The 11041-nt window shown below is 48.2% G+C and carries 8 protein-coding genes; all 8 read left to right on the forward strand.

Annotation, left to right across the window (positions count from 1 at the left end):
• Positions 1-178: 178 nt before the first annotated feature.
• The 8 genes from dnaA (at position 179) to AF331_RS20985 (ending at position 10697) form a co-directional block, all read left to right on the forward strand.
• Positions 179-1525 (forward strand): chromosomal replication initiator protein DnaA, encoded by a 1347-nt coding sequence (gene dnaA, locus AF331_RS20950; protein WP_048015821.1) that lies wholly within the window; start codon positions 179-181, stop codon positions 1523-1525.
• Between the two features lie 209 nt (positions 1526-1734).
• Entirely contained in the window at positions 1735-2871 is a 1137-nt protein-coding gene (gene dnaN, locus AF331_RS20955) for a DNA polymerase III subunit beta (RefSeq protein WP_053429910.1), read from the forward strand.
• 170 nt (positions 2872-3041) lie between these two features.
• A complete protein-coding gene (yaaA, locus tag AF331_RS20960; RefSeq protein WP_048004567.1) occupies positions 3042-3260 on the forward strand; it encodes a S4 domain-containing protein YaaA in 219 nt (72 codons plus the stop codon).
• Positions 3261-3277: 17 nt separating this feature from the next.
• Entirely contained in the window at positions 3278-4396 is a 1119-nt protein-coding gene (gene recF / locus AF331_RS20965; RefSeq protein WP_048004566.1) for a DNA replication/repair protein RecF, read from the forward strand.
• A 9-nt stretch (positions 4397-4405) separates the two neighbouring features.
• Positions 4406-4660: an extracellular matrix regulator RemB gene (gene remB / locus AF331_RS20970; RefSeq protein WP_048004565.1), complete on the forward strand. Its 255-nt coding sequence runs from the start codon at positions 4406-4408 to the stop codon at positions 4658-4660.
• A 48-nt stretch (positions 4661-4708) separates the two neighbouring features.
• Positions 4709-6628: a DNA topoisomerase (ATP-hydrolyzing) subunit B gene (gyrB, locus tag AF331_RS20975; RefSeq protein ID WP_053429937.1), complete on the forward strand. Its 1920-nt coding sequence runs from the start codon at positions 4709-4711 to the stop codon at positions 6626-6628.
• 361 nt (positions 6629-6989) lie between these two features.
• On the forward strand, positions 6990-9497 hold the full coding sequence (gene gyrA, locus AF331_RS20980; RefSeq protein ID WP_053429911.1) for a DNA gyrase subunit A: 2508 nt from the start codon (positions 6990-6992) through the stop codon (positions 9495-9497).
• A 126-nt stretch (positions 9498-9623) separates the two neighbouring features.
• Complete coding sequence (locus AF331_RS20985; RefSeq protein WP_053429912.1) at positions 9624-10697, forward strand: HD-GYP domain-containing protein; 1074 nt, start codon at positions 9624-9626, stop codon at positions 10695-10697.
• Positions 10698-11041: the final 344 nt, after the last annotated feature.

The following is an 11041-nucleotide window of genomic DNA, read 5'->3' on the forward strand; positions in this document are numbered from 1 at the left end:
ATTCAGAGGCTTTGTAAAACGTTGTCCACAAGTGGTGGATAATGTCGAAAAACCGAGTTTCTTCCTTATAATATATTTTCTCCACATTCAAAGCGTTGTATTTTTATGAACACTAGCGATTTAGCACTTATACATGTTGTACAGAGGTTATACAAAGAGAGAAAAGGAGGGATCAGGGTTGGAGAATATCGGGGATTTATGGGCAAAAGCCTTAGAAAACATCGAAAAGAAGATCAGCAAGCCCAGTTTTGATACATGGCTCAAATCGACCAAAGCTCATTCGATCCAGGGCGATACACTTGTTATCACTGCACCGAATGAATTTGCCCGCGATTGGCTTGAAGGACGCTACTCGCAGCTCATTTCAGGCGTTCTATATGACATTACCGGCGAAGAGCTGCTGATCAAGTTCATCATTCCTCAGAATCAAGAACCCGAGGAATTCGATATACCGCTTCCGCCAAAGAAGGCTTCGAAGGATGATGAGCATCAGGATCTCAACCAGAACATGCTCAATGCGAAATACACATTCGACACATTTGTCATCGGATCAGGCAACCGCTTTGCCCATGCCGCTTCACTCGCAGTAGCAGAAGCACCGGCAAAAGCGTACAATCCGCTCTTTATCTATGGGGGCGTGGGACTGGGAAAAACCCACTTGATGCACGCTATCGGTCACTATGTACTCGAACATAACCCTTCTGCGAAGGTTGTTTACTTATCTTCCGAGAAATTCACGAATGAGTTCATCAATTCCATCCGGGACAATAAGGCCGTCGATTTCCGCAATAAATATCGAAATGTCGACGTGCTTCTCATTGATGATATTCAGTTCCTGGCGGGAAAAGAACAAACGCAGGAAGAGTTCTTCCATACATTCAACACGCTCCATGAGGAAAGCAAACAGATCGTCATCTCCAGCGACCGGCCTCCTAAAGAGATCCCGACGCTTGAAGACAGGCTCCGTTCCCGATTCGAATGGGGGCTGATCACGGATATCACGCCTCCTGACCTTGAGACCAGGATTGCGATCCTTCGTAAAAAAGCGAAAGCGGAAGGCCTCGATATCCCGAATGAAGCGATGCTGTACATTGCCAATCAGATCGATTCCAATATCCGTGAGCTTGAAGGAGCCCTGATTCGTGTCGTGGCGTATTCATCTCTCATCAATAAAGATATCAATGCGGATCTTGCTGCTGAGGCGTTGAAAGATATCATCCCGAGCTCAAAGCCCCGCGTGATCACCATCCAGGAGATCCAGCGTGTCGTCGGGGAGCATTTCAATGTGAAGCTCGAGGATTTCAAAGCGAAGAAGCGTACGAAGTCCATTGCGTTCCCACGACAGATTGCCATGTACCTGTCCCGTGAAATGACCGATTCTTCTTTGCCGAAGATCGGGGAAGAGTTCGGCGGACGGGATCACACGACCGTCATCCACGCCCATGAGAAGATCAGTACGCTTCTCGGGGCCGATGCTCTGCTTCAACAACAGCTGAAAGATATCCGTGAAACGCTGAAAAGCTGATTTTTTCACCCACAGCTCAAGTGGGCCATGTGAATAACCCAAACCAGATAGCACACAGTCTGTCCACATGTGGATAGGCTGTGTTTCCGTTCGATTCACATACTTATCCACATATCAACAGGCCCTATTACTATTATTACTACTTTTTAAATAAAATATTATTATATGTGCGTCCTAAAAAATTATGTGCAAGTGGGAGGAAATTGATCATGAAATTTGTTATCCAGAGGGATAAACTCGTGCAAAGCGTCCAAGATGTCATGAAAGCCGTGACATCAAGAACAACGATTCCGATTTTGACAGGAATCAAGATCATTGCGACAGAAGACGGTGTTACGCTGACTGGAAGCGACTCCGATATTTCGATCGAATCGTTCATCCCGAATGAAGAAGAAGGAAAAGAGATTGTCGAAATCATGCAGCCTGGGGGAATTGTCCTTCAAGCGAAGTTCTTCAGTGAAATCGTCAAGAAGCTTCCAAGGGATACAGTGGAGATGGAAGTGTTAAATCATTTCCAAACGGTCATCCGCTCCGGTCAGGCCGAGTTCAATCTGAACGGTCTTGATCCAGAAGAATATCCGCATCTTCCTCAGATCGAAGAAGGGAACGGAATCAAAGTATCGACAGACCTTCTGAAGACGATGATCCGTCAGACCGTGTTCGCAGTGTCCACCTCAGAAACACGCCCGATCTTGACAGGTGTAAACTGTCAGGTTGCCGACGGTTCATTGAGCTGTATTGCAACAGATAGCCACAGGCTCGCCATGAGGAAAGCGCCGATCGAAACGAATCACGATGCAGCATACAATATCGTCATTCCTGGTAAGAGCCTCAATGAACTGAATAAGATCCTTGATGATACGGATGAGCCTGTCGAAATCGTCATCACCGAGAATCAGGTCCTGTTCAAGGCGAAGCATCTATTGTTCTTCTCAAGGCTGCTTGAGGGTAACTATCCTGATACGACGCGCCTGATCCCGACGGATACGAAAACCGGAATCACCCTCAATACGAAAGAGTTCTTACAGGCCATCGACCGTGCCTCACTCCTTGCAAGGGAAGGAAGGAATAATGTGGTCAAGCTTTCGACACTTGAAGGTGGCATGATCGAGATCTCTTCCAACACGCCTGAGATCGGGAAGGTCATCGAGCAGGTTCAAAGTCAATCCATCGAGGGAGAAGAGCTCAAGATTTCCTTCAGTGCCAAATATATGATGGACGCCCTGAAAGCCATCGAAGGAACGGAAATCCATGTGAATTTCACAGGAGCGATGAGACCATTCGTCCTTCGCCCGCTTCATGATGATTCCATCCTGCAGTTGATCCTGCCGGTCCGTACGTACTGATTGAAAAGCCAATGCCTTTTATAGGCGTTGGCTTTTTCCCTTTTTAAAACGGTCACCGCCTTTTTTCGTCCGGACCCTCCAGCTCCCATTGTTTCCAGCTAGTTGTGACTTGTCCCGGTTTAGAGTAAAATAAACTATTAGAGACTTTACACGGAAAGTAGTGATTCGAAGTGGCACAACCAATCAAGATCGAGACGGAAATCATCACGCTAGGACAATTTCTCAAGCTTGCCGAAGTCATCCAATCGGGCGGCATGGCGAAATGGTTCCTGAGTGAGTATGAAGTATATGTGAATGGTGAACAGGATCAACGAAGGGGCAGGAAACTGGCGGTGGGAGATACCGTTGAAATCCCTGAAGTGGGGACGTTTGTTGTTACCGGAGAATAATAAAGGATGTCGTGTCCATGTACATTGAACAATTAGAGCTGAAAAATTACCGGAATTACGAGTCCATCGATGTGACGTTCGAGAATAAGGTGAACGTCATCCTTGGGGAAAATGCCCAGGGAAAAACGAATATCATGGAGTCCATCTACGTTTTGGCCATGGCCAAGTCCCACCGGACATCAAATGACAAAGATTTAATCCGTTGGGATGAGGAATATGCTAAAATAAAAGGTAGGATACAAAAACATAATGGGCCGATACCTTTAGAGCTTGTGCTATCGAAAAAAGGCAAAAAGGCAAAATGTAACCATCTGGAGCAGCAGAAGCTGAGCCAGTACGTCGGAAATATGAATGTGGTTATGTTTGCCCCTGAAGACCTCCATCTCGTAAAAGGGAGTCCTCAGGTGAGACGCCGTTTCATCGATATGGAAATAGGCCAGGTTTCGCCTGTTTATTTGCATGATATCAGTCTTTACCAAAAGATTTTACAGCAGCGGAATCATTATCTGAAACAACTACAGACAAGGAAGCAGAAGGATCAGACGATGCTTGATGTGTTGACTGAGCAGTTCATCGAAATGGCTGTGAAGATCACGAAGAAGCGGTTTGAGTTTGTTCGTATGCTCGAAAGTTGGGCCAAACCGATTCATTCAGGCATATCGAGAAACCTCGAAACCCTCGAAATCCTATATAAACCGTCTTTAGAGGTATCAGATGATCAAGAATGGTCGAAAATGGTAGAGATATATGAACGGAAATTCGATCAGATCCGGGAACGTGAAATCGACCGCGGGGTGACCCTGGTGGGACCTCACAGGGACGATCTTCAATTTATCGTGAATGACCGTGACGTCCAGACGTTCGGTTCACAGGGACAACAGCGGACGACGGCTCTGTCGGTGAAGCTTGCAGAAATTGAATTGATCCATTCGGAGATCAAGGAGTACCCGATCCTGCTTCTCGATGACGTTTTGTCCGAACTTGATGATTACAGACAGTCCCACTTGCTCAATACCATACAAGGGAAGGTTCAGACCTTCGTCACCACGACGAACGTCGATGGGATCGACCATCAGACCCTGAATGAAGCAACCACGTTCCACGTGGAAGCCGGTACGATGAAAAGATTGAAATGAGGTGTTACCTTGTACATTCATGTAGGAGAAGATGTCATGGTGCGTACGGATGAAATCATTGCCATTATCGATCGTGACACCGTTCAATTTTCAGAGGAAATACAGCGTCTGCTTAAACAAAAAGATAAAGACCTTTGCAATCTTGCAAAGGGTTCATATAAATCTCTCGTCATCACGTTCAATCAGCTCTATTTATCCCCGCTGGCTTCAAGCACGTTGAAGAAGCGCTCCAAGAAGTACTCAAGTTATGAGAACTTACTATAGAATTCAAAAGCCCTGAAGGTTAGAAAGTGTAGGTGAATCAGTATGGCTATGGACCAACAGCAAGGTCAATCCTATGATGAAAATCAGATACAGGTTTTAGAAGGGTTAGAGGCCGTCAGAAAGAGACCGGGTATGTATATCGGTTCCACAAGCGGTCGAGGCTTGCACCATCTCGTGTGGGAAATCGTCGATAACAGTATTGATGAAGCACTCGCAGGATACTGTGATCACATCGAGGTCATCATCGAGAAAGACAACAGCATTACCGTCAAAGATAACGGACGCGGTATCCCGGTCGGAATCCACGAAAAAATGGGACGTCCCGCAGTCGAAGTCATCATGACGGTCCTTCACGCCGGAGGTAAATTCGGCGGCGGCGGATACAAAGTGTCCGGCGGACTTCACGGTGTAGGGGCATCCGTCGTGAATGCCTTGTCCACCGAGCTTGAAATCTATGTGCACCGGGAAGGACACATCCACTATCAGAAATTCGAAAAGGGTGTCCCGAGCTTCGATTTGAAGGTGATCGGCGATACGGATAAGACCGGGACGATCATCCACTTCACACCGGATCCCGAGATCTTCACGGAAACGACGGAGTATGATTATGATACCCTCGCTAACCGGATCAGGGAGCTTGCCTTCCTGAACAAGGGGATCCAGATCAGCATTGAAGATAAGCGCGGAGAAGAGCCACGCCGTAAGGATTTCCACTACGAAGGTGGAATCAAATCCTATGTGGAGCACTTGAACAGGACGAAGGAAGTCATCCACGAAGAGCCGATCTTCATTGAAGGTGAGCGGGATGACATCACCGTTGAAATCGCCATTCAATACAATGATGGATTCGCCAGCAACATTTACTCGTTTGCGAATAACATCCATACCCATGAAGGTGGTACCCACGAATCAGGCTTCAAGACGGCACTGACGCGGGTCATCAACGATTACGCCAGGAAGAACAGCGTCTTCAAGGACAGTGATGCCAACCTTTCAGGGGAAGACGTACGTGAAGGACTCACTGCGATCATCTCCATCAAGCACCCGGATCCACAGTTCGAAGGTCAGACCAAGACGAAACTCGGAAACTCCGAAGCCCGTCAAATCACGGATACGCTATTCTCCGAGCATCTTGAAACCTTCCTCCTGGAGAACCCGGTCGTCGCGCGTAAGGTCGTGGAAAAAGGACTCATGGCGGCACGTGCCCGTATGGCTGCCAAAAAAGCCCGTGAACTCACACGCCGTAAGAGCGCACTGGAAGTTTCAAGCCTGCCTGGTAAACTGGCAGACTGTTCGTCCAAGGACCCTGGTATCAGCGAAATCTACGTGGTTGAGGGTGACTCCGCCGGTGGATCCGCGAAACAGGGTCGTGACCGTCACTTCCAAGCCATCCTTCCACTGCGTGGTAAGATCATCAACGTGGAAAAAGCACGCCTGGATAAAATCCTCTCCAACAATGAAATCCGCGCCATCATCACAGCGCTTGGAACAGGAATCGGAGAAGATTTCGATCTATCGAAGGCGCGCTATCATAAAGTCGTCATCATGACGGATGCCGATGTCGACGGTGCCCATATCCGGACGCTGCTTCTGACATTCTTCTATCGTTACATGAGGCAGATCATCGAGGCGGGTTACATCTACATCGCACAGCCGCCATTGTATAAGGTCCAGCAGGGCAAGAGGATCCAGTACGCCTACAACGATAAAGAACTCGACAGGATCCTCGGGGAAATCTCCCCGACACCGAAACCGGGCATCCAGCGTTACAAAGGTCTTGGAGAGATGAATCCGGAACAGCTTTGGGAAACAACCATGGATCCGGAGTCACGTACGCTTCTCCAAGTCAGCCTTCAGGACGCCATCGAGGCAGACGAAACGTTCGAGATCCTCATGGGCGACAAAGTAGAACCGCGCCGGAACTTCATCGAAGAAAACGCCGCCTACGTCAAAAACCTGGATATCTAAAGAAAAGCGGACGGGCTTCGCCTGGGGCGACAAGCATAAGACGGGCCGGACGAAAAGGCGTTCCGTGCCTTTATGGCCGGCACGGCTTATGACCTCGAGCCCCAAAGCCCGGGAGCTGGACAAAAAGAAAAGCGGACGGGCTTCGCCTGGGGCGACAAGCATAAGACGGGCCGGACGGAAAGGCGTTCCGTGCCTTTATGGCCGGCTTGGCTTACGACCTCGAGCCTCAAAGCCCGTTTACCCTAAACGAAAATTCCCTAAAATGATCAGGATAGACTGAAACTCTATCCTGTCTTTTACATAGTGGACAAGAAAAAATGAGAAAGAATCCATCTTTCTTCAAAAGGAGGTCCCTTTAACTATGGCAGAAACACCACAGTCTAATGTTCAAGAGATTAATATTAGTAATGAGATGCGCTCATCGTTCCTGGATTATGCCATGAGCGTTATCGTCTCCCGTGCCCTACCTGATGTCCGTGACGGCCTGAAGCCTGTTCACCGCAGGATCCTCTATGCGATGAACGACCTTGGTATGACCGCGGATAAAGCCTATAAGAAATCGGCCCGTATCGTCGGGGAAGTCATCGGTAAGTATCATCCGCATGGTGACTCGGCTGTTTACGATACGATGGTGCGTATGGCACAGGATTTCAACTATCGCTATATGCTCGTGGATGGACACGGGAACTTCGGTTCGGTGGACGGTGACGCTGCTGCGGCCATGCGTTACACAGAAGCCCGTATGTCCAAGATCTCCATGGAACTGATCCGTGACATCAATAAGGACACGATTGATTATAAAGACAACTATGATGGTACCGAGCGTGAGCCGGAAGTGCTTCCTGCCCGTTTCCCTAACCTGCTTGTGAATGGTTCCTCGGGGATTGCCGTCGGGATGGCCACCAATATCCCTCCCCATAATCTCGGGGAAGTGATCGATGCGATCCTTGCTGTCAGCCGGGATGGGGAAATCACAATCCCTGAGCTCATGGAATATGTTCACGGACCTGACTTCCCTACCGCAGGACTGATTGTCGGTCGAAGCGGTATCCGCCGTGCATACGAAACGGGTAAAGGCTCCGTTACCATGAGGGCCCGTGTGGAAATCGAAGAGAAAAGCAACGGGAAAGAGACGATCATCGTCCACGAAATCCCTTATCAGGTCAACAAGGCACGTCTTATTGAAAAGATTGCCGAACTTGTGCGTGATAAGCGGATTGAAGGAATCACCGATCTTCGCGATGAATCCGACCGTAATGGGATGAGGATTGTCATAGAAGTTCGTAAGGATGCCAATGCCAACGTTCTTCTTAACAATCTATATAAACAAACGGCCCTGCAAACGAGTTTCGGAATCAACCTCCTTGCTCTTGTAGGCGGACAGCCTAAGGTCTTGAACCTTAAGCAGTGTCTCGTGCATTATCTTGATCACCAGCGTATCGTGATCCGACGCAGGACGGAATTCGAGCTTCGGAAAGCGGAAGCCCGTGCCCACATCCTCGAAGGTTTGCGTATCGCCCTGGATCACATTGATGAGATCATTGCGTTGATCCGTCGGTCACAAACCACTGACATCGCCAAAGAAGGACTCATGGAAAACTTCTCTCTATCCGATAAACAAGCTCAAGCGATCCTGGACATGCGTCTACAACGTTTGACTGGCCTGGAAAGAGAGAAGATCGAAGATGAGTACCAAGAGCTTGTCAAACTCATCAACGAGTTGAAAGCAATCCTTGCAGATGATGAGAAAGTACTCGAAATCATCCGTGAAGAGCTGCTTGAGATCAAAGAACGCTTCAACGACAGCCGCCGTTCTGAAATCGTAGCCGGCGGAATCGAAAATATCGAAGATGAAGATTTGATCCCTCGTGAAAATATCGTGGTATCCCTTACTCATAACGGATACATCAAGCGCCTTCCGGTTTCGACATACCGCAGCCAGAAGCGTGGAGGACGCGGTATTCAAGGGATGGGTACGAACGGGGAGGACTTCGTTGAGAACCTCTTGACTACTTCCACCCACGATACGATCCTGTTCTTCACGAATAAAGGAAAGGCCTACAAGGCGAAAGGATATGAGATTCCTGAGTTCAGCCGTACGGCTAAAGGCCTGCCGATCATCAATCTCCTCGGTATCGAGAAGGATGAGTGGATCAATGCCATGATCCGTATCGAAGAGTTTGTCGATGATTGGTATCTGTTCTTCACGACGAAGCAGGGTATTTCTAAGCGTACGCCGGTTTCGGACTTCGCCAATATCCGTACGAACGGTCTTATCGCCATCAATCTCAGGGAACAGGATGAACTGATTTCTGTCAGATTGACCGATGGGGACAAGGATATGATCATCGGTACGAAGAATGGTCTCCTTATCCGGTTCCCAGAGACCGATGTCCGGTCCATGGGAAGGACGGCCACCGGTGTCAAAGGAATCAACCTGAGCGACGATGATCACGTCGTCGGTATGGAAATCCTTGAAGAAACCAATGATGTGCTCGTTGTTACCGTCAATGGGTACGGCAAACGTACACCTGCAAGCGAGTACCGCATCCAGACGCGTGGCGGTAAAGGATTGAAAACATTGAACGTGACAGAGCGGAACGGGGAACTCGTTGCCGTCAAAGCTGTAACGGGTGAAGAAGACCTCATGCTCATCACGGCTCAAGGTGTCATGATCCGTATGGACGTCAATGATATCTCTACCACCGGTCGTAACACCCAAGGGGTCAAACTGATCCGTCTCCAAGATGGTGAATTTGTATCTACGGTGGCTAAGGTGGAGAAGGAAGACGAAGAAACCACCCCGCCGGTCGAAACGGCAGATGACCTGGACCCACAGGAACAACCGGGTGACGATTCAGAAGAATAACTAGCAAGAATGAAAATGCCTCCGCCAAGCGGGGGCATTTTTTCGTAGAAAGAAGCGACAAAGTCCCCCGCTCGGCCCTTTTTATTGGTAAAATAAACTAAAAATAGTCCCGAGGGAGTCAGAGCCGTGAAAATTAAACGTCAGGATGCAAGAGTTGGACATCTGGTGTCAGAAGATATAATGGGAATGACCTCTGTTCCACTGATCATGAAAGGCACGGTCTTGACCGACCAGCACATAAGAGCATTGCGCGCATTCAATATCCAAGAATTAACCGTGGAGAGTGCAGGGGATCTACTGAAGGCATCTCCTCCTACCCAGCAAGGTGAAAGAGTTGAGCAGAAGGTGGAATCCAGCCCTTTCCTCACGCGGTACATGCAGTCAGTAGAGGATTATAAGAAGGAATTTGTGAAGTGGCAATCCGGTATGGCAGTCGATATTGCTAAAATACGAGAAATCCTCCTCTCTGTATTGGCAGAGGTCCAGGAATCCCCTACTTTGATACACACGGTGATACAGGTGCAATCCAAGCCGGATTACTTCTATTATCATGCCATGGCCACAGCCCTCCTCAGCACGCTGATCGGAAAGAAGCTGGGGATAGACGACACCCAGAGCACCCAGCTTGGGTTGGGGGCAGCCCTATCAAACTGTGGAATGGCAAAAATCAGTTCGATCATTCTTAAAAAGGAACGTCCACTGACAGAAAGAGAATTCAGTGAAGTGAAGATGCATCCTGTCCATAGTTATAAACTGATCAAAGACTCTCCTCTTTTAAAAAGCGAAACCAAGCTCGCCATCCTCCAGCATCATGAGCGGTATGACGGGACCGGTTATCCTTCGAGGGAAAAAGGAGACCGCGTTCATCTGTATGCCCAGATCATCGGGATTGCAGATATCTTCCACGCCATGAGCTCGGATCGACTCTATAAAACCAAACAACCGATCTTCAAAGTGCTAGATATTATAAGAAAGGACCACTTTGGTCAATTCCCTCCGCAGGTCGTCACGGGTCTCCTCGACTTGATCAGCGGACTGAGTACAGGGACAGGAGTACGACTGACTTCCGGTCATCAAGGGAAGGTGGTATTCACCCAGTCCCACTCACCGACTAGACCGATCATCAAATTGGAAGGGTCAGAAGAACTCCTCGATTTGTCTAAGCAACAGGACGTACATATAGCAGAAGTCCTGTCGTGAGGAATGGCCCGCTGCTGGTCTGCTAGCGGGCTGAACCTTTTCAAATCGCCGATAACCTAGGAGGAGAAAAAGGGAAAACTTCGTATTAAAAGAATAGATTTCTAACGGATAAAAGTTTTTGAAATAAGTCTTGCAATCTCCTTGGATCCTGTATATAATAATATTTGTTGTCCGAAAGGGAAGTTACTTATTTGAAAGAAACGCGAAAAATAAATAATAAAAACCCTTGACGCAGAGCGAGAGACGCGATATAATATAAAAGTTGCTTCAAGAAAAGCAACGAACATTTGAACCTTGAAAACTGAACAAAACAAGACAAACACGTCAACGTTAATTCTAGATTT

Source organism: Rossellomorea marisflavi (genome assembly GCF_001274775.1).
Taxonomy (GTDB): Bacteria; Bacillota; Bacilli; order Bacillales; family Bacillaceae_B; genus Rossellomorea; species Rossellomorea marisflavi.